Origin of the sequence: Bacillus sp. SA1-12 (genome assembly GCF_000981385.1) — a bacterium.
Lineage (GTDB): Bacteria > Bacillota > Bacilli > Bacillales > Bacillaceae > Metabacillus.
This window is the reverse complement of sequence record NZ_LATZ01000007.1, coordinates 1-21,742: the sequence shown is the minus strand read 5'-3', so window position 1 is coordinate 21,742 and position 21,742 is coordinate 1. Positions and strand designations below refer to the sequence as shown.

Annotated in this window: 24 protein-coding genes and 1 other annotated feature; of the genes, 6 read left to right on the top strand and 18 right to left on the bottom strand. The window is 38.8% G+C overall.

The annotated features are described in order from the left end of the window. Nucleotides 1-2 precede the first annotated feature (2 nt). The 10 genes from hisH to hprK form a co-directional block, all read right to left on the bottom strand. Nucleotides 3-626 carry an imidazole glycerol phosphate synthase subunit HisH gene (gene hisH / locus WQ54_RS06515; RefSeq protein WP_046513803.1) on the bottom strand — a complete coding sequence of 208 codons (624 nt, stop codon included), beginning with the start codon at nucleotides 624-626 and terminating at the stop codon, nucleotides 3-5. Between the two features lies 1 nt (nucleotide 627). Then, nucleotides 628-1,218 (bottom strand): imidazoleglycerol-phosphate dehydratase HisB, encoded by a 591-nt coding sequence (gene hisB, locus WQ54_RS06510; protein ID WP_046513800.1) that lies wholly within the window; start codon nucleotides 1,216-1,218, stop codon nucleotides 628-630. A 13-nt stretch (nucleotides 1,219-1,231) separates the two neighbouring features. Beyond that, complete coding sequence (gene hisD, locus WQ54_RS06505; RefSeq protein WP_046513797.1) at nucleotides 1,232-2,500, bottom strand: histidinol dehydrogenase; 1,269 nt, start codon at nucleotides 2,498-2,500, stop codon at nucleotides 1,232-1,234. A gap of 4 nt (nucleotides 2,501-2,504) precedes the next feature. After that, the gene (gene hisG, locus WQ54_RS06500; protein WP_084821864.1) at nucleotides 2,505-3,134 is read right to left on the bottom strand and encodes an ATP phosphoribosyltransferase; all 630 of its coding nucleotides are present in this window, start codon (nucleotides 3,132-3,134) and stop codon (nucleotides 2,505-2,507) included. Further along, complete coding sequence (locus tag WQ54_RS06495; RefSeq protein ID WP_046513792.1) at nucleotides 3,135-4,301, bottom strand: ATP phosphoribosyltransferase regulatory subunit; 1,167 nt, start codon at nucleotides 4,299-4,301, stop codon at nucleotides 3,135-3,137. It lies immediately after the preceding gene. Nucleotides 4,302-4,722: 421 nt separating this feature from the next. Continuing rightward, nucleotides 4,723-5,250 (bottom strand): DapH/DapD/GlmU-related protein, encoded by a 528-nt coding sequence (locus WQ54_RS06490; protein WP_046513789.1) that lies wholly within the window; start codon nucleotides 5,248-5,250, stop codon nucleotides 4,723-4,725. A gap of 1 nt (nucleotide 5,251) precedes the next feature. Further along, nucleotides 5,252-5,893, bottom strand: coding sequence for a pyrophosphatase PpaX (ppaX, locus tag WQ54_RS06485; protein WP_046513787.1), 642 nt, complete (start codon nucleotides 5,891-5,893; stop codon nucleotides 5,252-5,254). Further along, on the bottom strand, nucleotides 5,883-6,830 hold the full coding sequence (locus WQ54_RS06480; RefSeq protein ID WP_046513784.1) for a nucleoside recognition domain-containing protein: 948 nt from the start codon (nucleotides 6,828-6,830) through the stop codon (nucleotides 5,883-5,885). The genes ppaX and WQ54_RS06480 overlap by 11 nt, the downstream gene beginning before the upstream one ends. Before the next feature lie 36 nt (nucleotides 6,831-6,866). Then, nucleotides 6,867-7,685 (bottom strand): prolipoprotein diacylglyceryl transferase, encoded by an 819-nt coding sequence (gene lgt / locus WQ54_RS06475; protein WP_046513781.1) that lies wholly within the window; start codon nucleotides 7,683-7,685, stop codon nucleotides 6,867-6,869. A gap of 105 nt (nucleotides 7,686-7,790) precedes the next feature. Beyond that, the gene (gene hprK / locus WQ54_RS06470) at nucleotides 7,791-8,726 is read right to left on the bottom strand and encodes an HPr(Ser) kinase/phosphatase (protein WP_046513778.1); all 936 of its coding nucleotides are present in this window, start codon (nucleotides 8,724-8,726) and stop codon (nucleotides 7,791-7,793) included. A gap of 352 nt (nucleotides 8,727-9,078) precedes the next feature. Here hprK and WQ54_RS06465 point away from each other — a divergent pair, with 352 nt between their 5' ends. Further along, nucleotides 9,079-9,774: an N-acetylmuramoyl-L-alanine amidase gene (locus WQ54_RS06465; protein ID WP_046513775.1), complete on the top strand. Its 696-nt coding sequence runs from the start codon at nucleotides 9,079-9,081 to the stop codon at nucleotides 9,772-9,774. A 164-nt stretch (nucleotides 9,775-9,938) separates the two neighbouring features. On the opposite strand, the gene WQ54_RS06460 is transcribed toward WQ54_RS06465, so the two are convergent. Next, nucleotides 9,939-10,265 carry an antibiotic biosynthesis monooxygenase gene (locus WQ54_RS06460; protein ID WP_046513772.1) on the bottom strand — a complete coding sequence of 109 codons (327 nt, stop codon included), beginning with the start codon at nucleotides 10,263-10,265 and terminating at the stop codon, nucleotides 9,939-9,941. Between the two features lie 281 nt (nucleotides 10,266-10,546). Here WQ54_RS06460 and WQ54_RS06455 point away from each other — a divergent pair, with 281 nt between their 5' ends. After that, the gene (locus WQ54_RS06455; RefSeq protein ID WP_046513769.1) at nucleotides 10,547-11,458 is read left to right on the top strand and encodes a class I SAM-dependent methyltransferase; all 912 of its coding nucleotides are present in this window, start codon (nucleotides 10,547-10,549) and stop codon (nucleotides 11,456-11,458) included. A gap of 68 nt (nucleotides 11,459-11,526) precedes the next feature. Here the strand turns inward: WQ54_RS06455 and WQ54_RS35215 are convergent, their stop codons facing one another. From WQ54_RS35215 to WQ54_RS06440, 4 genes are all read right to left on the bottom strand, one after another. Continuing rightward, nucleotides 11,527-11,760: an aminotransferase class I/II-fold pyridoxal phosphate-dependent enzyme gene (locus WQ54_RS35215; protein ID WP_052737689.1), complete on the bottom strand. Its 234-nt coding sequence runs from the start codon at nucleotides 11,758-11,760 to the stop codon at nucleotides 11,527-11,529. 16 nt (nucleotides 11,761-11,776) lie between these two features. After that, nucleotides 11,777-11,941, bottom strand: coding sequence for an aminotransferase class I/II-fold pyridoxal phosphate-dependent enzyme (locus tag WQ54_RS35590; protein ID WP_084821868.1), 165 nt, complete (start codon nucleotides 11,939-11,941; stop codon nucleotides 11,777-11,779). A 282-nt stretch (nucleotides 11,942-12,223) separates the two neighbouring features. Further along, the gene (locus WQ54_RS06445) at nucleotides 12,224-12,730 is read right to left on the bottom strand and encodes a hypothetical protein (RefSeq protein ID WP_197089557.1); all 507 of its coding nucleotides are present in this window, start codon (nucleotides 12,728-12,730) and stop codon (nucleotides 12,224-12,226) included. A 166-nt stretch (nucleotides 12,731-12,896) separates the two neighbouring features. Then, nucleotides 12,897-13,346 carry an HIT family protein gene (locus WQ54_RS06440; RefSeq protein ID WP_046513766.1) on the bottom strand — a complete coding sequence of 150 codons (450 nt, stop codon included), beginning with the start codon at nucleotides 13,344-13,346 and terminating at the stop codon, nucleotides 12,897-12,899. Nucleotides 13,347-13,576: 230 nt separating this feature from the next. Between WQ54_RS06440 and WQ54_RS06435 the strand changes: the two genes are divergently transcribed. The 3 genes from WQ54_RS06435 (at nucleotide 13,577) to WQ54_RS06425 (ending at nucleotide 15,439) form a co-directional block, all read left to right on the top strand. Then, nucleotides 13,577-14,020, top strand: a complete 444-nt coding sequence (locus tag WQ54_RS06435; protein ID WP_331435077.1) for a LytTR family DNA-binding domain-containing protein — start codon at nucleotides 13,577-13,579, stop codon at nucleotides 14,018-14,020. Between the two features lie 12 nt (nucleotides 14,021-14,032). Next, the gene (locus tag WQ54_RS06430) at nucleotides 14,033-14,446 is read left to right on the top strand and encodes a DUF3021 domain-containing protein (RefSeq protein ID WP_046513763.1); all 414 of its coding nucleotides are present in this window, start codon (nucleotides 14,033-14,035) and stop codon (nucleotides 14,444-14,446) included. Nucleotides 14,447-14,689: 243 nt separating this feature from the next. After that, entirely contained in the window at nucleotides 14,690-15,439 is a 750-nt protein-coding gene (locus WQ54_RS06425; RefSeq protein WP_046513760.1) for an HAD family hydrolase, read from the top strand. A 175-nt stretch (nucleotides 15,440-15,614) separates the two neighbouring features. Here WQ54_RS06425 and WQ54_RS06420 read toward each other — a convergent pair whose 3' ends face one another. After that, nucleotides 15,615-16,394 carry an alpha/beta fold hydrolase gene (locus tag WQ54_RS06420; RefSeq protein ID WP_046513757.1) on the bottom strand — a complete coding sequence of 260 codons (780 nt, stop codon included), beginning with the start codon at nucleotides 16,392-16,394 and terminating at the stop codon, nucleotides 15,615-15,617. A gap of 224 nt (nucleotides 16,395-16,618) precedes the next feature. Next, nucleotides 16,619-16,826 (top strand) — a binding site (T-box leader). 52 nt (nucleotides 16,827-16,878) lie between these two features. Here WQ54_RS06420 and aspS point away from each other — a divergent pair. After that, nucleotides 16,879-18,174 (top strand): aspartate--tRNA(Asn) ligase, encoded by a 1,296-nt coding sequence (aspS, locus tag WQ54_RS06415; RefSeq protein WP_046513754.1) that lies wholly within the window; start codon nucleotides 16,879-16,881, stop codon nucleotides 18,172-18,174. A 358-nt stretch (nucleotides 18,175-18,532) separates the two neighbouring features. Here aspS and WQ54_RS06410 read toward each other — a convergent pair whose 3' ends face one another. Further along, the gene (locus WQ54_RS06410; RefSeq protein ID WP_046513750.1) at nucleotides 18,533-19,984 is read right to left on the bottom strand and encodes a spore germination protein; all 1,452 of its coding nucleotides are present in this window, start codon (nucleotides 19,982-19,984) and stop codon (nucleotides 18,533-18,535) included. Between the two features lie 194 nt (nucleotides 19,985-20,178). Continuing rightward, nucleotides 20,179-20,649 carry a hypothetical protein gene (locus tag WQ54_RS06405; RefSeq protein ID WP_046513747.1) on the bottom strand — a complete coding sequence of 157 codons (471 nt, stop codon included), beginning with the start codon at nucleotides 20,647-20,649 and terminating at the stop codon, nucleotides 20,179-20,181. Nucleotides 20,650-21,742 lie beyond the last annotated feature (1,093 nt).

Below are 21,742 nucleotides of genomic sequence, written 5' to 3'. Positions count from 1 at the left end.
CTTCATTCTCCCTCCACGAGCTTAATATAATTTTTCAGAATGGCCAGCCCTAGCTCACTGCTTTTTTCAGGGTGAAATTGGGTGCCATAAACATTGCCTTTCCCAACTACTGCGGGAACATCGACGCCATAGTCTGCAGTCGCTAACAGCGCATCCTTCTCTTCGGTGTCAACATAATAGGAGTGAACAAAATAGGCATGACCGCCTGACAAATCCTGAAGCAACGGGCTGTCGTTTTGTATCTGCAATTCATTCCAGCCCATGTGCGGAACCTTAAGGGTTGTTCCCCCAACCGTTTCAGGGATCCTAACAACCTTACCTTGTAAAAGGGCTAATCCCTCTGAAAGTCCATTTTCTTCACTTTCTTCAAAAAGCAGCTGCATCCCAAGGCAGATGCCTAACAGCGGCTTGCCGTCGGCAACGCTTTTTTGAATAAAATCCGTTAAGCCTGTTTCATTTAAAATCGACATCGCATCTTTAAAGGCGCCTACACCTGGTAGAATATAGCCATCCGCTTTTTCAAGCTCAGCTTGGTCAGGTGAAAGAATATAGTCAACATTCATCCGTTCCAGCGCTTTTGAGACACTATATAAATTTCCCATTCCATAATCGATAATGGCAATCATCTTATAACATTCCTTTCGTTGAAGGAAGAACCCCCTCAATACGTGGATCCATCATTGTCGCTTCATCTAAAGCTCTTGCCAATGCTTTAAAAATCCCCTCGATCATATGGTGTGTGTTTTGTCCATAGTGAATGATGACATGGAGGTTGATTCGTGCTTCAAGGGCAAATTTCCATAAAAACTCATGGACATTTTCCGTATCAAATGTTCCGACTCTCTTGCTTGGAAAATCTCCTTTTAATTCAAAATGCGGGCGGTTGCTTAAATCAACCACAACCTGGGCAAGCGCCTCATCCATTGGCACAAATGCATTGCCGTAGCGTTTTATACCGCGCTTATCACCTAATGCTTCACGAAGGGCTTGACCTAAACAAATGCCAATGTCCTCTGTTGTATGGTGGTCATCTATTTCAATATCTCCGTTTGCTTCTACTGTTAAATCAAATTGGCCGTGCTTTGTAAAAAGATCCAGCATATGATCCATAAACGGGACAGATGTTTTAAGTGAAGACTGTCCTGTACCGTCCACATTAAAGGCTAAGGAAATTTGCGTTTCTTTCGTGTTTCGTTCTATTGATGCCGTTCTTGTCATCAGTGATTCCCCCTTATTTTAATCGTGCCTCAAGCGCGCGGGCGTGGGCTTCTAATCCCTCTAATCTCGCTAGCTTTGCGATTTTTGCATAATTGTTATAAAACGCTTTTTCACTGTATGAGATAATGCTTGATTTTTTCACGAAATCATCAACATTTAACGGACTTGAAAAGCGTGCTGTTCCATTTGTCGGCAGTACATGGTTAGGACCTGCGAAGTAATCGCCGACAGGCTCAGAGCTATAGCGGCCAAGGAATATTGCCCCTGCGTGCTTCAAGTCATTCAGGATCGCGAAAGGATTTTCGGTTAACACTTCAAGATGCTCTGGTGCCAGTTCATTGACAACCGCAATCGCCGTTTCCAGATTTTCTGCAACATAAATATGTCCGAACGTTTTAATGGACGCCTCGGCAATTTCCTTACGCGGCAGGGCAGCTGCCTGTTTTTCTACCTCAGCTTTCACTGCCTCTGCTTGTTCCATTGAGGTTGTGACAAGAATGCTTGATGAGTTTTTGTCATGCTCTGCTTGAGACAATAAATCAGCTGCAATTTCATTTGCCCGCGCTGTTTCATCACTTAATACAACGATTTCACTAGGTCCGGCAATCATATCGATATCAACAATTCCGAATACCTCGCGTTTTGCTAAGGCCACATAGATGTTCCCCGGGCCCATGATTTTATCAACCGCTGCAATCGTCTCTGTTCCATAAGCAAGGGCTGCAATCGCCTGCGCTCCGCCTACTTTATAGAGTTCTGTAATGCCCAGCTCTTTTGCCGCAACCAGTACACCTGCAGGCAGCGTGCCTTGTTGGTTTGGCGGTGATACCAGGACTATCCGTTTTACACCTGCAACCTGGGCCGGAATGACATTCATGAGCACAGACGAAGGGTAGGCAGCTGTTCCGCCCGGTACATAGACACCAACCGCATCCAATGGCGTAATCTTTTGCCCAAGCATCGTCCCTTCATCATTGTAGCTGAACCACGACTCCCGTTTTTGCTTTTCATGAAAGGAGCGAATGTTTGCAGCTGCTTCACGGATAATCTCAACTAATTCTTGATCAAGCTCATGATAAGCAGCTGCAAATTCATCTTCCGTCACCTTTAGGCTGGATAAGGCAACCTTATCAAAGGTTTCCGTATAAGAAAAAAGCGCCTTGTCTCCTTGTTCGCGAACAGCAGATATTATGAATTGCACGACCTTACGCTGTTCTTCCGTCCCAGTATCAATCGACCGTCTTAATGATACTTTTTCATCCGTAATCCGAGTAATTTTCATCCCTTTACCCCCCAATTACTTTCGATAACCGCTCGACAAGCTCATCAATTTGCTCATCCTTCATACGGTAGCTGACAGGATTGACAATGAGGCGGGATGTAATATCACAAATCCGCTCAAGCTCAATTAACCCGTTTTCCTTTAATGTTCTGCCTGTTGAGACAATATCAACAATGCGGTCCGCTAAACCAATTAATGGAGCAAGCTCAATCGAACCATTTAACTTAATGATTTCGACTTGCTCCCCTTGCTCACGAAAATAGCTTGACGCCACCTTTGGATATTTTGTTGCTACTTTAGGAGCGACATCGTCAAGCTTTGCATTTGGCAGCCCGGCAACAGCTAAATAGCATTCACTGATGTTTAAATCCAAAACCTCATAAACATCGCCTTCCTCTTCAAGCATAACATCCTTGCCGGCGATTCCGACATCAGCCACGCCATGCTCAACATAGGTTACAACATCCATTGGTTTTGCTAAAATAAACCGGATGTTTTCGTTTAGCACATCGATAATGAGTTTTCTTGATTCGTCAAATTCAGGCGGGAGCTGGTATTCGGCTTTGCGAAGCATTTCGACTGCTTCCTCAAAAATTCTCCCTTTTGGCATCGCAATGGTTAATACATTTGTCACCTACAGCTCCTCCTTTCTTGAACCGATAAAATAGTCAACCTCAATAAATTGCTTTGTAAAAGCATCTACATCCTTAATTCCGCTAATATCCTGCATCACGACCCGCTTCTTGCTCATACGGAGCTCTGCTGCATAGGCAATCGCTTCTGCACGGCGTTCCTGACTATAGATCACACATTGCAGCTTTTGCTCTTCCGTTGTTTTTAGTGCTTCGATTAACCGGTCAAGTCTTAAGCCGAAGCCTGTCGCCGGTGCTGCACGATTGAATTTTTCAAACAGATGATCATATCTGCCGCCATTTCCAATCGGGAAGCCGACATTATCTGCATATACCTCAAATAAAATCCCCGTATAATAGCTCATATGACTGACAATATTTAAATCAAGCTTTAAATAATCCGTCACATTAAATGCTTCAAGTGTTGACCAAAGCTGACTGATTTCCTCAAGCGAGTCACGGCCCTCTTCAGATGAAATAAGATCTCTTGCTTCGCTCGCTTTATCAATGCCGCCGCGAAGTGTCAGCAAGGTGAATAAGCGCTCTTTATCAATTGATGAAAGCGGCAGTCCCTTTACATGCTCTTTATAGCCGACATAATTTTTTTCATATAAGAAGCGTCTTAACACATCAGCACGTTCCTGATTGCCTAATACTTCTTTAAACAAGGCATTTGCATAGCCAATATGTCCAATTGCGATTTTAAAATTCTCAAGTCCGGCTTCCTTTAGTGAAGCAACCATTAAGGCAATCACTTCTGCATCTGCGCTTGTTGTGCCGTCCCCGATTAATTCCACGCCGACCTGCTCAAACTCGGCAGGGCGTCCGCCTTCACGCTGCTGGGCGCGAAACACATTTGCCGAGTACGCCAAACGTAATGGATAAAGATTATTATATAATTTAGATGCTGCAACACGGGCAATCGGTGCTGTCATATCCGGTCTAAGCACCAATGTATGTCCTTGCTGATCTAATAATTTAAAAAGCTGCTGATCCAGAATGGCCGATTGAACGCCAACGGTTTCATAGTATTCAAGTGTTGGTGTTTCAATAAACTGAAATCCCCATTGTTCAATGACATTTGTCATCGCTTGCCGAGTCTTCTTTTTTATTTCATATAAAGCTGGTAATGTATCAACCATACCAAGCGGTTTTTCAAACATAAACATGTGTCTGTACCCCCGTCAATGAATTTCGATTTATAAAGTGAGACTTCATTCAGTGGAGGTTTTTCCCACTGAATGGTAGCGAAACTTACCGGATCTTTACGGGCAGTTTACCCTAATCTTCTTTCAGCTTCTTTTGAAAATAAAATTAATTGGCAGGTTTATTACTGCCCGTTAAGATGGGGAATTTTCAGAATGCTTTACTTCGCTAATATGCTAATATATTACCAAAGTGAAGATATTTTTTCAAGAAGAAGATCCTATTTCCTTTGTTATCCGTTTTTAAGTTGTTTGTTTATTCAGATTTTTTAAAAGATGATTAAACAAACGTTTAATTAAGATTGATTTGGCGTAAGAAGATCATTCATTATACCATTCACTCATTTGTCTCATTCACAACAAATGATACTAAGAAAAAAGGCCACTAGTTCTCACTAGCAGCCTCCTGACCTTCCCTTTTTGCCAGTTCCTCTTTTGTGTAAATGGTTGTCATGGGATTTCCGCCGACAAACGCTCCAGCTGGAACATCTTTATGTACAAGCGTTCCCGCTGATATGATCGCACCGTCGCCGATGACGACCCCTGGGAGAATCGTGGAATTGGCGCCAATTAAGACCTCATCGCCGATCACGACATCACCTAACCGATATTCCTTTATCAAATACTCATGTGCCAGAATCGTTGTATTATAGCCAATGACCGAGTTGTTGCCAACGGAAATTTTTTCTGGAAACATAATATCTGGCATCACCATTAAGGCAAAAGATGTTTGCTTGCCGATTTTCATGTGAAGAAACGTACGGTATAGCCAATTTTTCACTGCTAACCATGGCGTATACCTTGCAAGCTGAATGACAATAAAGTTTCGAACAACCTTCCAAAATGGCACTGTTTGATAGATATGCCATAAGGAATTAGCACCTGAGACGGGATATCTAGTCGTCCTTCTCACATCATTCCACTCCGACGATCGGCAATATATCACTCATTTTTTCTAATAAATAATCAGGATTATAGCTTGAGATATACTCTCTGCCTTTAATGCTCCAAGCTACTCCCGCTGTCTTTGTTCCGGCATTCTTTCCTGCCTCTACATCATGATGGTTATCACCAACCATGATGGCTTCCTCAGGAGAAGAGCCAAGCTGTGCTAACGCCTTTAAGACTGGCTCTGGATGCGGCTTCGCATTTTCTACATCATCTAGTGTTACCACAACATCAAAAAATTGATCCAGCTTTGTAAGTTTTAGTCCCATATTCACGGTATCACGAATTTTTGTTGTCACAATCCCTAACTTAAAACCATTTTCCTTAAGGGTTTTGATCGTTTCAAAAACCGTATCATACTCAGTTACGAGCAAATCATGCTGCTCATGATTAAATTTTCGGTACGCCTTAACCATTTCCTCCATCCGATCCTGATCAATGCTTCCAAATGTATCATAAAGCGTCGGACCAATGAATGGGAGGACAGTCTCACGTTTATATTGTCCCGGATAATAGGAGTTTAATGTATGAAGAAATGATTCTATAATCAGCTCATTTGTGTTAATTAAGGTTCCATCTAAATCAAATAATAATGTGTTAATTTTCATAAGTCGCTTCCTTTCTGCTCGGTGCTGCTTCAACCTTCCGCCAAATGGCAGCGATCGTGATCGTTAGTAAGATGGCAACAGATAACCTGATAATAAGCAATGGTAAAACAGGAATGCCCAATGGGATAAAGATCAACGTATCCTCTACAACTGCATGGCAGGCAACAAGGAAAATAAATGCTAACGTTAAATCTCTGTAGCTGACATTATCCTCTTTTACCGCTTGGATCATCACGCCGGCACCATAGGCTAAACCAATCGTCAGCCCTGCTACTAATGTCATCGAGGTGTTTTCCTTCATACCCAGCATTCTTGTCACAGGTGCCATCCATTTTGTAAATACATTTAGCATCCCTAAATCCTTTAAAAATTGGATCGCAATCATCAATGGGATGACAATTAAGGCAAGTTGGATCACGCCTAATCCAGCTTTTTGGACCGCCAAAAGAATGATCTCGAGCCAGCCATTTGGTTCCGCTTGAGTATTGCCAACAAATCCGTATTGAGCCGTTTCACCGCCTCCATGCCATACAAGGTTCACCACTATTGCTGAAATAAATGCCAGACCAATTCTTACTAGCAGAATAATCCACATTTTTAACCCTACCTTAGCCGCAACAGACGACTCAATAAGCAAATTATGAGAAAATGACAGCATAACTGCTAAGATAAAAACCTCTTTAACGGTTAATTCGAGTGATAAAATCGCCCCGATCCCTGCATAAAGATTAAGGAAATTCCCAATAACCAAAGGGATCGCTGCCTCTCCTGACAAGCCGAAGACGCCCATTAACGGGGCAATAAGAACAGCCAGCCAGTCGAGGACAGGCGTGTATTGCAGCACACTAACAAGTATTGTGATTGGAAAAATAACCTTCCCTAATGTCCAGGTTGTCTGGAATCCAGCCTGAAATCCTTTTTTTAAGCTATTCCCCACAGCCAACCCTCCTTGATGTATTTTTTAAAATCTGCCTTATTGACTAGAATCTAAGTACCTCACCTTTGAATAGCCTTTGATTCGGCGGAAGATCATGATGCCTACCGCCACTGCAATTAAGACGATCGAAATAACCTGCGCAATTCTTAGCGTATCTGTCAGCATCAAGCTGTCTGTACGCATTCCTTCAATAAAGAACCGGCCAATTGAGTACCAAATGACATAGGTTAAAAACAGCTCTCCGCGTCTAAAATTCGCTTTTCTTAACAGCATCAATCCAATAAATCCAACAAAGTTCCATAATGATTCATATAAGAAGGTTGGATGATGATATTCACCATTGATATACATTTGGTTGATGATAAAATCAGGCAGCATCAGCCCTTCTAAAAATCCCCTCGAAACCGGTCCGCCAAAGGCCTCCTGGTTCATAAAATTTCCCCAGCGTCCAATCGCTTGACCAAGGATAATACTTGGCGCCGCGATATCAGCAAGCTTCCAGAATGAAAGTCCTTTGACCCTTGCAAACACAACTCCGGTCAGAACCGCTGCAATGAGGCCGCCGTGGATCGCAAGGCCGCCGTTCCATATTTTAATAATGTCCCCAGGATTTTGAGAATAATAGTCCCATTGGAAAATGACATAATATGCCCTTGCCCCTAAAATGGCAATCGGGATCGCAAATAATACCAGATCAACAAATGTGTCCTTATGAAGCCCTCTTCTCTCGCTTTCTCGGACTGCAATCAAAAGTCCAAGCAAGGCTCCCACACCAATAATCAGTCCATACCAATGGATCTGAATTGGACCTAATTCAAGAAAAATGGGATCAAGAGGCTGTATATTTTCTTCCATTTCTTCAACTCCCTGCTATCCTATTATATAATCCATCTCTATATGTATGTCAGGGGGACCCGCAGCTTTTTTCCGGCTGGGTCTGACCCTTTTATGAGGAAGGTCTTATTCTTCCTCATGATCTCCTTCTTCAATAACACCCGCAAGCTTATTGGTAAACTGTTCTGCAGCATTTACCCCCATCCGTTTTAGACGGTAATTCATCGCGGCTACCTCAATAATAACTGATAAGTTTCGTCCAGGTCGAACTGGAACCGTCAGTTTTGTTACATCCGTATCAATAATCCGCATTTTTTCTTCTTCAAGACCAAGGCGGTCATATTGTTTATTTTGATCCCAAAGTTCCAGATTGACCACAAGCGTAATTCGCTTAAAGCTGCGAACAGCACCTGCACCAAATAAGGTCATCACATTGATGATTCCCAGACCGCGAATCTCTAGAAGATGCTCGATCAGTTCAGGAGCACTTCCTACTAAAGTATCCTGGTCCTCTTGACGGATTTCAACACAATCGTCGGCCACTAAACGATGCCCGCGCTTAACAAGCTCAAGAGCCGTTTCACTTTTACCTACACCGCTTTTTCCAATAATTAATACGCCGACACCATAAATATCAACCAATACGCCATGAACCGCTGTAGTTGGAGCAAGCTTTGTTTCAAGGAAATTCGTCAAATGACTGGATAACCTCGTCGTTTTCATCGGAGAACGTAACACAGGGACACCCTCGCGATTAGAAGCCTCAATCAATTCAGGCGGAGCATCCATCTCCCTTGTCACAATAATCGCCGGCGTCACATCTGTACAGAGCTCGTCCATCCGATGCTTCCGCTCCCGATCTGACAACTGAAGAAAAAATGAAAGTTCTGTTTTCCCGAGCAGCTGAACCCGTTCCTTTGGATAATATGTAAAAAATCCCGCCATCTCAATCCCAGGACGAGACAAATCACTCGTTACAATCGGCCGATTAATTCCTTCCTCACCGCTAATCACTTCAAAATTAAATTTATCAATAAGATCCTTTGTGCGAACTTTTGGCACGGCTTATCCTCCTTTATGATGAAAACTAACTAATACCATTGTCATCCTTTTAATGTAAGTAAGACCCTTTTATTATTTTAGCATTAGTATCGGACATTCCAAAATATAATTTTATTTTTGGAAATTGAAGTGAACTGGGGAGGCGGTGGTCCATGAATGGGGATTGAACCACCTATTTTACTTTTAGAACCGCGCATCCCCAGAATTGCGTCTCTTCCCCTATTTTTCGAACCGCTTAGTGGATTTATAGAACCACCCCCATTTTATTCACTTTTTTCCGCCAACCCGCTACTTTTTTACCAATAAACCCCTATATTACAGATGAAAAATCGTTTAAAAGGAGGACAAGTCTATGAAAATGATGATTGATGCAGGGCATGGGTATGAAACACCCGGGAAGAGGAGCGTTGATGGGATGCGGGAGTATGAATTTAATCGGGCGGTTGCGGAGGAAATGAAGGATCAATTAGCACTTTATGAGGGGGTATCTGTGCTTTATTCACACTCTGACAGACGAGATGTACCGCTAAGTGAAAGAACTGCGAAGGCAAATCGGGAACATGTTAACTTATTTGTTTCGATTCATGCCAACGCACATTGGAATGGGAGAGAGTGGACATCAGCAGCCGGGATTGAAACCTATGTTTATTTATCCAAACCTAGGACCGCCTATCAATTAGCCAAAAATGTACAGGCTTGTCTTGTGAAGCACACTTATCGCAAGGACCGCGGAGTAAAGACTGCAAATTTCCATGTGCTGAAGGAAACAAAAATGACAGCGATTCTTGTTGAATGCGGATTTATGACAAACAAAACTGAAGCAAGCCTGCTGCGTTCAGCCGCCTACCGATTAACATGTGCCCGAGCTATTGTAACTGGGATAGTAACAACCTACAATCTAAAGAAAAAAACAATAGATCCCTCTGACAAAGTCCTGTACAAGGTTCAAACCGGTGCCTTTGCAGAAAAGGAAAATGCACTCCAGCTGGCAGTTGAGTTAGAAAAAAAGGGATATGATGCAATGATTGTATCAGCGAAAAGAAATTAAAATGGAACTGGAAAACAAATGATTTCAGTCATTGAATGAAAACTCGCTTTACAGGCGAGTTTTTTTCATTTAGGAGCCTCTTCACAAGATCGTCTCCTCGCTCATCTTTATCTTATTTTCTAAAAACATCTCTTCACATCAACTATGCTTGTATACCCCTTATCCTACATCTCAAAAAATGAATCTCTCTCAACCTTGCAAACTCGCAATGCAAAGCATTTGTACCATTCTTTTTTCCCGCGTTCTTGTGCTGCTTTATGAGCTGCATTTTCCTTCCACTTTTTAATGGCATCTAAAGAATCCCAGTATGAAACGGTAATGCCTAATTCATTGTCGCGGGCGCTTTCTACTCCTAAAAACCCATTTTGTTGGGATGCTAGCTCTACCATTTTTTCTGCCATTCTCCCGTAGCCTCTCTCACCTTCCGTTCGCTCTGAAGTAAAGATTACCGCATAATAAGGCGGTTCAGGTGTGTTTGCCATTTTGCCCATGGCTAGCTCCTCCTTTTTCATTAACTCTTAAAAACTTTGAAACTCAGTTACTTATAATGATACAGAATGTCATGACGGACTTTCTTTAAGTTTATTGTTTATTAAGAGTAAAAAACAATAGGTAAATCGATGGCGGTTTACGATAAGTCTCCATTAATAAAAGAGATAGAAGCTTGACAAAAAAATTATTTATGCTATAATTTACAGTTTAACTTTTCTGTTTTATACTAAGATTCTCCTGGCCAGGGGAATCTTATTTTCGATTATGCGGGAGGTAAAGCATGAAGCAGAATGAAGCTAGTATAACTTCTTTACTATCAGCTTTTGGTCGAGCATATCACAGTCTGTATGACACACCAAAAGTATTCGATGATCATGTTGCAATCGATCTAATTTCCCAGGAAGAATTTGCGGACATAAGGAAGAACTTGATTCAAGGAACACCCTTTTTCTTTAATGGTCTTGCTCAGCGGTTTCATGATGATGATGAAATGTTAAAATGGATTACACAGGTTCAGTTTTCTCCTACTCCTTTAGCACGGGCTGCGTACTGTGAAAAGGTCGTATTAAACGAACTCAAGCTTGGTCTAAAACAATTTGTTATTCTTGGCGCCGGCCTGGACACGTTTTGTTTTCGCCATCCTGAATTACGAGGAAGTTTAGAAATACTTGAAGTTGACCATCCAGCAACACAGGATTTTAAAAAGAAGCGATTAGCTAATGCACAACTTGAAATTCCAAAGAACTTACACTTCGTATCGATGGATTTCACAAAAACTTTTTCTGAGGAAAAGCTGGTTAACAAGGGATTTAAAAAGCAAAAAACGTTCTTTAGCCTTTTGGGTGTTACTTATTACTTAACAAAAAACGAAATGAAAAACTTACTAAAGAACTTATTTACAAAAGTACCCTCAGGCAGCTCCATTGTATTTGATTATGGAGACGAAACATTATTTCACGAAAAAGGCCTCTCTAACAGGGTAGAAAACACAATAAAAATGGCCGTTGCCAGCGGTGAACCAATGAAATCTTGTTTTTCCTACACAGAACTGGAAAATTTGTTAGAAGACTTGGGACTCCTTATCTATGAACACTTATCACCTGCTGTGATTAATGATTATTTTTTTCAAAATCGTACAGATTATTTAACCGCTTTTGAATCGATTCATTATCTTCATGCTGTAAAAAAGTAATCTTTTAGGCAGTTAAACAACTAACCTCTCAATCTCATGATCGAGAGGTTGGTCATCTTTCATTCACCTTAACCAATCAAATCCGAAAGTGCTGAAAGAAGGGCATGATTTTCTGAATCATTTCCTACAGTGATTCGTAAATGATTGGGCAATCCCCAGGCGTTGCCTTGCCGGACAATAATCCCCTTCTGCAATAGCTTTTCATAAACGGATTGCGCTTCACTTTCAATTTCCCCGAGAACGAAATTGCTCATACTTTCAATATAAGAAATACCTAATTGTTCAAATTGCGATATATCCATTGACACCCTTCTTCAATCAGCCTTTGTGATTTTTTACTTGGTCACGATCCTTTAATACTGCTTCTACAGCGATCTGAGCCAAAGCATTTACATTAAAAGGCTCTCTAACTTTATGAATACAATGAACAATTTCAGTTGATGAAATACCGTAACCAATACGAAGACCGGCTAAACCATAAATTTTCGAGAACGTCTAAATGACAATCAGTTGCAATCTATTTTTTACATATTCAATTCTTTTTGTGTAATCTTCGTTATTAGCGAAATGTGAATAGAAGAACGATCACCTTTTTGTAGCACGCATCTTTTTTATAGTCAATCATTGATCAATAGAAAAGCTATTAAATTTTGCAGCTTTTAACAAATGGTTTCTCTGCGTGCCGTTGCGTCTTTTCACTACCTTTTCTCGTCTCCAAAAAGTTTATGACGATGCCTTAAAAATTGCAAGCCTTAGTTAAGTTCCCTATTTTCCGCACCCTTGCAAGCTATTTTGCAAAACAACAGGACCTAACTTATCTCTTTTCGAATTAGAAAGACGCACTTCTACACGCGTATTCACAGGAATTTCTAACGAAATCTCGTCAAATTTGCCAACCCAGGGAGTTCCGCCGAACCAGCTTGGGGCTGCCTCCTTCACCGGAACTAGCTTAAATCGCCAGCTGATGACATCAGGAACTTGGGCGAATCCTTCATATTGGTCGTAATCTCCATATGAAGAGGGTAACGGAAGCCAGTCTGCATAAATACCGACACTCTGACGTTCTCTGACAGGACTTTGCGGTGTATTGGTGAAAGGCTTTTTCACTTTTGCAATCAAAGCAGTCCCTAGTGCATTTGAAGTATCCTTTACTGGATAAAGAACCAGGCTGCATGGATAGGATATAACTGTCGTCGTTTGGGCATGAATTGTTCCCGGAAGAAGGAAAATAAGGAAGAGAATAAACACTAAATTTTTTATAATATGTTTCAATTTTTCCACCCCCAAATATGGAGATAGTTTGCCCTATCTTCACTGACCGAATTCGGTTATTTTCACCGGTACCATGCGCGGCTGTGATTCAATTATCAACTTTACGGTTCAATAAAAGTACGTTTTACATATTCTACGATTTGTGAACCGATCGAATTTGGTTCAATCACCGTGATCCTTCAATGATTTTATTAATCGCTCCTGCTAATTCCTCCCTTGTCTCCAGCAATTTCTTTTTGCTTTTTTCATTATTTAATGGCATTTCCAAATAAAAGTCAGCAAACGATTGATGATTATATCGTGGTACGACGTGCATGTGAAAGTGCGTTAGTTCGCTAAATATTCCTCCGTTTTGGCATATGGTTATACCATCAGGTTTGTAGAGTGACTTTAGAGCTTTAGAAATAAACCTTGCCGTTTGGATGACCATGTTTGCGGTTTCCTCATTAAGATCATCCAAATCTTCAGCATGCTGTTTAGGTAGTATTAAAACATGTCCTTCATTAAAGGGGTCATGATCTAAGATACAACAAACCAGATCATTCTCGTAGATGACATGTACAGATTCCATTTTATTTGCTAAGCTGCAGCCTAAGCATTTTATTTTCCCATTCATCTTTATCACCTCTTACTACATACTTCATACTCGCCATGTAAGTCACTATCCATTTTCCACCATATACCCTGTAATTCCTGCTCCTTACTGAAAATCCAAGGATCTGAAGGGTTCTTTTACATACAATCTGATTAGAAAGGCTGCGAAAGGAGGAGCTTAAAAGGGAGCGTTATTTGCAGACATCCAAGGAGTGAACCATTATACTTTAAATGAAAAGAGGTGTCTGAAAATTGAAATTACTTTTAAATATTGATAGCGCTTTTAAGGAAACGAAGGTTATGATTGAGGGTCCTGAATTGGATGACAATGTTCAGGAGCTTATTGATTTTATTCATGGGATGAAGAAGGAATTTCTTGTCGGCAGAAAGGGAGACATGCAATATATTCTTAAACCCTCTGAGATTCATTATTTTCATACTGAGAACGAGCAGGTCATTGCCGTAACAAAAACGGATTCATATCGTTTAAGAGAGAAGTTATATGAGCTTGAGGCTACGCTCCCTTCATCAAAGTTTATCCGCCTTTCTAAATCGGTCATTGCCAACTTATATGAATTGAGCCGTTTTGAAGCGTCATTCAATGGAACACTATGCGTTTATTTCAAATCTGGGGCAAAAGAATATGTGTCTCGGTACCTATGTCCCTGCTATAAAGGAAGCATTGAAATTAAATAGGAGGTAAGAAGAATGAAAACATTTATTTTGCGTAGTTTCATCGGTATTTTCTTCGGGGGTTTTATCGCGGTGTTATACACCAATCTATTGATCTATTTTGGTCATCTTGAAATGATTGATGGAAGCTTATTCTTGAAAAATTCCCTTGGCAGCATATTCTCCGGCTGGTTTTTTACAGTAAGTCCAATGTACTTTGAAGTTAGAACATTAAAGCTGCACCAGCAAACCATTCTTCATTTTCTTACCATTATGGTTCTGTATCCCCTCTTAGCCTTTTCGATCGGATGGGTCCCATTCACGTTGAAGCATTTTCTGTTATTATTTATCATTGCCATTGTCGTTTATGCCATAAGCTGGACTGCTTTTTACCTTTTCTTTAAACATCAAGCACGAAAATTAAATGATGACCTAAACAAGATTTGTTAAATAACCGATACCAGCCTCCTTACGCTAATTTGTTAGCATTTTGGGGCTGGCCCCTTTACGAGAAAGAACTATTCGCTTTGATGAAGAATTGCGATTATCCAAGCTAAATTAAGCCCCTTATTCCAACTACTGCCAATGTGAAACTTTATATCAACAAACTGCTTAAGCTAAACTTCAAGTAATAGAAATTGAACGAAAGCGGGATAATAATGACAGGATAAATTATTTGGAATGGAGTAAAAAATGGTGAAACAAAACATCTTATTCAACCTTGATGATACTTTATCATTCTGCAATAGATATTTTAGCCAGGTAATAGATGAGTTCGCTGAATTAATGACCACATGGTTTGAGTCCGTAAATAAGGAAGAAATAAAGCAGAAACAACTTCAAATTGATATTGCTGCAATTAGTCAGCATGGTCTAAAGTCAGAACGATTTCCCGAGTCATTTGTTGGTACCTATAACCATTTTTGCGACATCACAGGGAAGGTAAAGAAAAAAGATGAAATTCACTATTTAAGAGAGCTGGGGTTTAAAGTATTTCAAATTCCTGTTGAACCAATTCCATTTATGAGTGAGACACTGCAACGTTTAAAAGAAGAGGGACATGAATTATATTTACACACAGGCGGGGATGAGGCTAATCAACGCAGAAAAATTGCCCAGTTAGAACTCACCACATATTTTGAACATCGAATTTTTATTTCGGAACATAAAGATACGACAGCTCTCTCGGATATTTTAAAAACAATTAAAGCCAACCCTAAAGTAACCTGGATGGTTGGAAATTCATTAAGAACAGATATTGTCCCAGCACTTGAAATGAATATCCATGCAATATATATTCCAGCTGAATCAGAATGGCAATATAACGTTGTTGATGTGAACGTTGATCATAGCAGTGCTTATTTGACAGTAAATTCACTTCAAGAAGTACCTGATGTCATTTCTGAACAGATCAATGAGCAAACTATGACAACTTATAGATAAAACGAAATGGATAAATCTGCTTAAGCGCCAATCATGTTGGCGCTTTTCATCCTACCATCGCTAACGCCGTCTTTTAGGCGAACAATCAATCGAGCCTGCTAATTTGAGCAAAAATTTAACTACCCAAAAAAGGACACTGCAATCCTTTCCTTTGTTTTTTGAGTCATTTAATTAACTATATAAATTGTGTTAATAGCTGATTAAACTTGTCACGTTCTTCCCAGAAAGGGCCATGACCACTATATTGAAACGGGACTAGCTGGGAATTTCTTATTTTTTGATGCAGTTCCTGAGCTTGTGAGAATGGAATAACTTTGTCATGAATGCCATGAACAATTAAAGTGGGGGCAACTATTTTTGGAAGATCATCATGCAACTTCTCATCTCTTAATAAAACAATGACTGCTGCAGTCGACCATCCCGCAGCCTGTAATCCCATTTGAAAAAACCAGTCCGCAAAAGGGCGGGTTACATACTGAAAGAAGAAACTGTCTGTTACACCCTGCATCATCTTAGGCCGGTCATTTAATGTTTCCTTAAGAAGTTTATTAGCAGTTTCTGTTGAAAAGCCTGTGGGAGCTGCAGCGTCAATAAGGACAAGTTTGGATACACCGTAACCATTGTATCGAGACATATATCGAATTGCAATTGCTCCACCCGTAGAGTGGCCAGCGAGTGTAAAATTGTCTAATTGAAGTGCCCCAACTACAGTGCGAATATCATCTGCCAATCTGTTAAAAGTGTAGCCGCTCATCGGTTTATCCGACTGACCAAACCCCCTCCAGTCTATGCCGATGCAGCGGTAACCCAATGCAGGAAGAACATCAAACTGATATTCAAACTGTTTATGGCTTAATGGCCAACCATGTATAAACACGATCGTCTTGCTGCCTCCCGGGTTAATATCCTCCACATATAAATTTACACCTGGCTCAACAGTAACAAAGTATCCCATGCTGATTCCTCCGAATTTAATATGGTTTCAACATAAGATATTCGTTTTGGTACATATAAATGATAGATATGGCATTTGCAGCTTAGATAAACGATCTTTTCGTTTAAGGACAATCTCTCACAACCCCTACACCAAAAGAAAAACAAAACATATACTATTTTGAATAATTTTTAAAAAATGGTTGAAAATGTAATAAACATCAATATAATAGTATCTACAATATTTATAAAACGATGATCAGGAAAAGTAAGTCATTTACTTTAACAAAAGAGAGCAATCGGCAGCTGAAAAGATTGCGTTAAAGAATGATGGAAAGACACCTGTGAGTGTTATTCTGAACTGCTAGTAGGAATAAACGGAACCTGCCGTTATCAGGATTAAGGTGGTCACAAGACAATCTGGGTGGTACCGCGGTTTTAAACCGTCCCTATTTTTATAGGGGCGGTTTTTGTTTTTAACTTTAATATTAAAGGAGGGATTCTTCATGGATGGTAAAAAGAGAATTTTAATAAGCGAGTGTAAAAGTTATTTGAAACAAACGGTTACATTAAAAGGGTGGGTTCACAGAGTACGACATTTAGGAAATATTAGTTTCCTTCTTTTAAAAGATCGAAGCGGTGAGATTCAGTGCGTCCTAGAACAACAGCTTGCCGGTTACAAGGTTGAAAATGAATCAGCGGTTCAAATTAAAGGAATTGTTCAAGAAACCTCTAAACAAAAAAACAGAATGGAGATTCTTATAAAAGAAATAGATCTTTTAAGTCCCTCTGCTAGATTGCCTTTTGAAGTAAACAAAAAAGAAATCAATGCTGGTTTAGAAATTATTTTAAATAACCGTATGGTATCTTTGAGAAATAATCGAACCAGAAGCATTTTCAAAATAAAATCAGAATTGGTAAAATCATTTAGCGATTTTTTGCGGAATCATGGTTTTACGCAAATATTCACTCCGAAAATTGTTGCACAAGGTGCAGAGGGCGGTGCAGATGTATTCAATCTGGACTATTTTGGCAAGGAAGCATTTTTAGCTCAATCACCTCAATTTTATAAACAAAGTATGATGGCAGCAGGATTAGAAAGAGTATTTGAAGTTGCCCCAGTTTACAGGGCGGAGGAACATAACTCTTCAAGGCATTTGAATGAATACATTTCTTTGGATCTAGAAACTGCCTTCATTGAAAACATGGATGAGTTGATGCAGTTGGAAATAAAGTTATTGAATTATATGTTTTCCTTTATTCAAGAGCAATGTAAAGAAGAACTGGAACTGCTGGAAGTGAAAGTTACTCAATTTACCGATATACCGAAACTAACTTTAAAGGAAGCTCAAGAAATTTTGTTAAAAGAATATAAAAAGGAATCCCCTCCAGGTGATTTGGATACCGAAGGAGAAAAATTAATTGGACAGTATATTGAAAAAAATCACCAATCAGAGTTCGTTTTTATTACAAAATATCCTAAAGAAAATCGACCTATGTACACAATGCCATGCAGTGAAAATCCGGCACTTACCAACTCATTTGACCTGCTATACAAAGGGCTTGAAATAACTTCTGGAGGACAGAGAATCCATAATAAAGAAATGCTAATTCATTCCTTCAAAGAAAAGGGGTTATCAATAGAAAACTTTTCTAGTTATGTTGATCTATTTAACTATGGTGTTCCCCCTCATGGCGGTTTTGCGATTGGATTGGAACGATTAACTGCAAAGCTTCTCGGATTAACGAATGTTCGTGAAGCAAGTGCTTTTCCGCGAGACATTAATAGATTAACACCTTGAATGGATTTGACTTATTGCAAGGTATATAAGCCAAGTTCGTAAACCGGTTTTCTTGGATAACAATGAAAACTTATCGGGAACCGTATTAATAAGACTAAAATTGAAAAATTCGATAAATTGAGCCCTTACATATTAGATATATGGTATGTCAAAGGGCTGCTTTGTTCTACAAATTGGCACTAAACATAAAGAAAAGAGCACTGAGGATCTTTATTGAAGTAATGCATCAGTTCGTTAAACAAGAGACCAGACAGAAAAAAGTTTTTGAACCAATACAAGTTTCAACAAAAAGCCAACATTAAAATATGTTGACTATTGGAATAAATGATTTAATAATCTTAGCATTTAATCAAAAAAACTAATCATTATCCTCAGTATATGTATGTTTGCTATTAATAAGGGTCTGTAAATCTCCCCTATAGAATGTATCTTTCAATTCCTGTATCCTAAACGGAATCAAAGGGGAAAGATAGGGAACTCCTAAAGATTTAAGGCTTACCATATAAATGATTAGAATTGTTGAAGCGATAATTAATCCGTTGAATCCAAAAAAATGAGCAATAATTAAAAAAAGAAGTCTTAAAGTATTTTCAGCAGCAAGCGTTCCTCTGTTAGCGAGTAGATAACTAGAAATAGCTGTTATACCTACTATTATAAGACTAACTGGATGTATTAGTTTTGCCGTAACAGCTGTTTCGCCTACTACAATTGTTCCGATCAAGGAAAGCAAAATCACTGCACTTTTAGGAATACGAAATGAAGCATCTAATAGCACTCTTATGAAAAATAAAAGAATAGCAAGTTCCCAAAAGGTTGGTAATAACTCATCTTTAGTTATTATTGCTTTTGAAACTTTGTTAGGTAAATCATCTTTATGAAAATTTGCTATCGCAACATATACACCAGGTGAGTATACAGCTAAGATAAAGCAAATCATTCTTATGATTCGATTTGTAAACCATCCCATTTTTACGTGGTATTCATCTGGTGCCTGAAACATATCCATAAAAAGTGTGGGTGTAATGATAGCATGAGGAAAACCATCTACTATTATTGCTACTCTGCCTTCATACAATGAGGATACTACTCCATCAATACGTCCTGTAGTTCTTGCTAAATTAAAAATAGTTCTTGGTTTTCCTTCCAATACATATTCCACAACTTTTGAATTTAGTAAATACTTTATTTTTAGGCTTTTTAACCTTTTTCGCACTTCCATTAAAATTCCTTTATCAACAGTACCTGCTATAAATAATATTGAAACAGCTGTTTTGGAGATTGTTCCAAATTCCATTGCTTCTACACATAAATCTGGAGTTTTTATCGTACTTCTTATCAAATTAATATTTGTTTTCATTTGTTCCGTTAGCCCAATAACTGGTCCCTTTGGTGACCGTTCTCCCTGTGATTCTTCAAGGCTTCTTTCCTTCCACTTTGCGGATGGAATGATAATCCCTTTCTGATATCCATTAATCAAAATAATGGTATTTCCTTGTACGATAGCATCTATTAAGCCTTTGTACTGATTCGTAGTTTTCACATCAGCCGTTTCAAAAATTCTTTCAATTATTTCATCAATAAGTGATTCCTTAAACTCCAAAGTTTTGAAAGGTTCTAATAATGGTTTGACAACATATTCTTGTATGCGGTCTGTATCAATAATGCCATCCAAATAGACAATGTTGATCTCAAAAGAATTTGGGAAGCCTGTTTTTATTTTTCTTACGATAAGGTCTGATGTATGATGAAACGTATTCTTGATATTGCTAATATTATCTTGAAGGCATTCATGCAATTCTTTTTTTATCATTCTCTTTCACCCTTAAAGTGTTATTCCCTTTAGTTTGTGGAATATCTAAAACTTTATCCTTCTTCAACTGAATCCGTTAGATCAATAAGAAAAGATCCACCTGAACTTACCGTTGGATCTTAAACTCTGCCATCTGCTACTTTATATGTATATTTTTACAAACTAAACACTGTTGTATCACTCTAAAGTATTTCTTAAACCGGGTCCTGATTTTTAGTAATCGATTTTTCCACTATAAACTGATACCCATAAATAATAATTGCTAATGATACACAGATAAAAAACCAAATAGTATGATTCAACTTTTTAAATTTAAATACACCTGCCTTTTCCCATAATTGAGCAAAAGGATAAGCACAAATAGCATCTACTGCTATATTTATAAGCAAATATTTCAGAAAATTGCCGTATGTAAGTTTAAATACCCAAAGTGTAGTTACAAAAAAAGGACCTAATATATATGTAAAATCTACAAGACCGGGAGATAAAGGGTTTTTAGTTACCCACCATTGTTTCTTATTAGCAATCATACTTAACACACTAAGGAATAAATTAACAAAGCTTGCTACAGGTAAAAACCTAAAAAATGATTTTTCCCCTATAAATGGAGCAGTTAGCCAAGGAACGATTATCATTGCTAAGGCGAATGTCTTTTTATTAACCATATAAATCAACTTCTCTCTGATATGTTATTTATAACATTCCTCTAATTAAATCTTTTTATTATTTTTTCCTGTTAAACTACCTCCGTTACTTGAAGATTAGATAAGATGTATGAAATCAACATAATCGGTCTTATTGCAATAATAAGAGGATTTTCAAATCAAAGATCTTTTTGCATATCAACAGTCATATATTTTTGATGGGGGTGTTTTCCATTATTAAAATAAGTGACTTTTTTTCAGGTATTGGCGTAACTATTGTTGCACTTTCAGTATTTCTATTTAATGATGTATCACAACTTTTATATAATTTGATATTTTCGTTTATCGGAATTTTTATTTTAAGTTTAGGGATCAAATTATCCAAAGTAAAATAAGATCGTAGATCTATTTAGATATGATATAGAAGGTTATTTAAACGAAGCCTTTTTTCACTGCTTGTTTAATGAAACAAATCTGCCTCGTTCGTTTGAAGACTTTTTTTAGAATCTCTTTTATAACTATTCATATCCTTTGCTTTGAAAATGAGTTACTCATACAGATAGGTAAGGGTTTGAAGTTATCGCTCCCTTTTCCCCCCGTCCACACCGTACATGAGACTTTCACCTCATACGGCGTTCCAACTAATCCAATTCGATTTAGTCATCAACACTTCTGAAATCGTAACGTCTTCCGTGTCTCAATTCTTCCGTTTCAATAAGTCGGTGCCTCCCATGGGAGGTAAACCTCTTTTAGTCTTACGAGAACCTTATTAACCGATAAAGATTTGCCTTGCATGATTAATTGAATCTTCATTAGTCTAGTGGCTATCCCTTCGGGTTGATTAGACCTTTCATCGGTACTGTGCCACCACTTTCACTGATATAAAGTTAAGTTATACAATAACTATTCTCATTATTGCTTTCCTTATCAACGCTTCATAGAAAGTAAGTCCTCCACGTTATCAGCTTACAACGTTGAATTATATCTATTATAGAATGAACTTAGGTGCTTCCTGTAAGCCTGTTAGCCGTTCTTATGCCTGTAACACATCATGGACTTTCATAATTGTCATTCTTACTCATCCACTGCTAACCTCACATTAGGTGATATACAC

Bases quoted from the DNA above. Each gene is read 5' to 3' on its own strand.
- hisH (WP_046513803.1), bottom strand. From the start codon at position 626: ATGATTGCCATTATCGATTATGGAATGGGAAATTTATATAGTGTCTCA.
- hisB (WP_046513800.1), bottom strand. From the start codon at position 1,218: ATGACAAGAACGGCATCAATAGAACGAAACACGAAAGAAACGCAAATT.
- hisD (WP_046513797.1), bottom strand. From the start codon at position 2,500: ATGAAAATTACTCGGATTACGGATGAAAAAGTATCATTAAGACGGTCG.
- WQ54_RS06495 (WP_046513792.1), bottom strand. From the start codon at position 4,301: ATGTTTATGTTTGAAAAACCGCTTGGTATGGTTGATACATTACCAGCT.
- ppaX (WP_046513787.1), bottom strand. From the start codon at position 5,893: ATGAAAATTAACACATTATTATTTGATTTAGATGGAACCTTAATTAAC.
- lgt (WP_046513781.1), bottom strand. From the start codon at position 7,685: ATGGAAGAAAATATACAGCCTCTTGATCCCATTTTTCTTGAATTAGGT.
- WQ54_RS06465 (WP_046513775.1), top strand. From the start codon at position 9,079: ATGAAAATGATGATTGATGCAGGGCATGGGTATGAAACACCCGGGAAG.
- WQ54_RS06460 (WP_046513772.1), bottom strand. From the start codon at position 10,265: ATGGGCAAAATGGCAAACACACCTGAACCGCCTTATTATGCGGTAATC.
- WQ54_RS06455 (WP_046513769.1), top strand. From the start codon at position 10,547: ATGAAGCAGAATGAAGCTAGTATAACTTCTTTACTATCAGCTTTTGGT.
- WQ54_RS35215 (WP_052737689.1), bottom strand. From the start codon at position 11,760: ATGGATATATCGCAATTTGAACAATTAGGTATTTCTTATATTGAAAGT.
- WQ54_RS06440 (WP_046513766.1), bottom strand. From the start codon at position 13,346: ATGAATGGGAAAATAAAATGCTTAGGCTGCAGCTTAGCAAATAAAATG.
- WQ54_RS06430 (WP_046513763.1), top strand. From the start codon at position 14,033: ATGAAAACATTTATTTTGCGTAGTTTCATCGGTATTTTCTTCGGGGGT.
- WQ54_RS06425 (WP_046513760.1), top strand. From the start codon at position 14,690: ATGGTGAAACAAAACATCTTATTCAACCTTGATGATACTTTATCATTC.
- WQ54_RS06420 (WP_046513757.1), bottom strand. From the start codon at position 16,394: ATGGGATACTTTGTTACTGTTGAGCCAGGTGTAAATTTATATGTGGAG.
- aspS (WP_046513754.1), top strand. From the start codon at position 16,879: ATGGATGGTAAAAAGAGAATTTTAATAAGCGAGTGTAAAAGTTATTTG.
- WQ54_RS06410 (WP_046513750.1), bottom strand. From the start codon at position 19,984: ATGATAAAAAAAGAATTGCATGAATGCCTTCAAGATAATATTAGCAAT.
- WQ54_RS06405 (WP_046513747.1), bottom strand. From the start codon at position 20,649: ATGGTTAATAAAAAGACATTCGCCTTAGCAATGATAATCGTTCCTTGG.